Genomic DNA, 2,029 nt, shown 5'->3' on the forward strand with positions numbered 1-2,029 from the left:
TTGTGTAGCGTTTTTATTCAAATTCAAATTCAAGTGCTTGCTTATTTATGGTAGTTCCTTTGTAATATCCGTCATAATTAAGAATCTGTCTTTTAATCTGTGTTTCAGGATCTGTTACTTCACGGAAGTACTTTTTATTAGTTGGAAGATCGATAATATATTCTTCAAAATTTATCCATCTTGATAGATACGTTTCAACAATTTTTTCAATTGAAACGTTTTTATATTCTTCATACTTTTTCATTATCACACTAACAACAGCAAATTTTCCGTATCTTAATGCGTGACCAAAATTCACTATTCCATCTTTGTTGTTAGTTTCTTTTCTAAATTTTCCTTGTACATTATTAAGTTCTGAGTAAACCTGATATGCAAAAACATATTCTTTGCCTTTACTAGAGTTGTTTAGAGTGTTGTCAAAGTTTGATTTTTTGAAAAGAGTTTTAGTACCTCTCGATCTTGCTTGGGAAGGTTGCCCATTATTGGCAAGAATCAGTCGTAACATTAACTCTCTATCGATAATTTGATTTCTTTTAATGTAATTATGCCTTAGACCTTCTCCAAATTCACCTGCCTTTCTTTGATAGAATAATCCAAACTCTTTAAAAATCAATTCTTGAAGTTCTAATTGAACTTTGTCATTTGATCTTCTGTCTGCTTCTGAAACAGCAGTTTGTTGGTTTGTCGCTTTAGATATGGCTTCTATAAGGCCTAATTTACTACCATTAGACTCATTGCTTTCCTCTGAAAATGTAATTACTTTTAGAAGTACTTCCTTTTTGTCAAAAATATCTTTATCCAATTTCCCATCTAATACATCCTGATATAAAAGACTTAAAGTATAGGCAGTCTGACCTCCATTAATAATCTGTGGGTTTTTTAGTATTAATTGACCAACTCCAATTTTTCCAATTTTCTTGTTAAGGTTTGTTTCGTCAGAAAGTGCAGTAATACCATTGTTAAATAAAGCAAATTCATTAGTTTTTTTTGAAACAATAGTATTTGCTATTTCAGCGTTAACAGTCCCTTTTGCCATATCCAAATAACTCCTTGGATTGTATTTAAGAATTGAATTCTTATACTTGTGAAGTGTTTTAGCAATTTCAATGGTTGGTACAAAAAGAACAGAAATTTCACAATCTTTAAATTCTGTTTCTACTGAATAACTTATGTCTTCCGAGTTTTTATCTTCTAAGTTTAGGAATATTGAAAGTTCAGAAGAATTATAGAATGTACCTGAAACAATAGGAAAGATTAGTTCATTATAACACTTATTGTAATTGAATTCAGAAACTCTATTTCCATCTGCCAGCTTTTTCAATTTGTTTTGAGATACATCTTTGGTGTTAGCCATAATTACAATCTCGTACTTATACCGCCCCATATCTGGTATATTCTGAAATTCTTGGATTAATTTTTGAATTTTGCTATTGTATTTAACTCCGTGCTCATATTCCGTTTGTCCTTCTGTAACACGGTCAATATCCATATTTATTAATTCCTCATATTTTATTTCACGACTTTGAAAGTTTTCTGAATTCGTTCTGAATTTTGCTTGAAGAAAGTAAATAATCTTATTTTCGTCATCAATATAATATCCGTCTATTCCAGCATCATTAGGTCCGTCTGTAACATACTTTTCACGTTCCTCAAATGATAGTAAACCAAATTTCACCTTTAAAAAAAGGTGAACAAATGCTCTAGATCTAGCATCATTTAATTTGTTAAAATCAGATTCAAGAGGATGATAAAACTTATAGCCCTCTGGAGCTTCTTTTCTTAAAACATCTAAAATATTGATGAAAGTATTGTATTTACTCATATTGTTTTTTAATGCTACACAACGTTAAGTATAAGAAATCGTAGGGCAGGTGATAAGCACTTTCGTTTCGGTTTATTACTTAGCTAAATATAAATATTTTGCTTTTATCTTTTCTATTTTAAACGCCAAATTTTATATTTAGCGGACTTTGTAAATATTCACAGAACTTTCGATTTAGCACAAACGCCCTATGTTTTTTATACCGTG

The 2,029-nt window shown here is 30.2% G+C and carries 1 protein-coding gene; it reads right to left on the bottom strand.

Going from position 1 to position 2,029, the window contains the following annotated elements; genetic code table 11:
- Positions 1 to 13: 13 nt before the first annotated feature.
- Positions 14 to 1,822 carry an AIPR family protein gene (locus tag GMC_RS19240; protein ID WP_010521252.1) on the bottom strand — a complete coding sequence of 603 codons (1,809 nt, stop codon included), beginning with the start codon at positions 1,820 to 1,822 and terminating at the stop codon, positions 14 to 16.
- Positions 1,823 to 2,029: the final 207 nt, after the last annotated feature.

The organism is Aquimarina agarivorans, assembly GCF_000218485.1.
Lineage (GTDB): Bacteria > Bacteroidota > Bacteroidia > Flavobacteriales > Flavobacteriaceae > Aquimarina > Aquimarina agarivorans.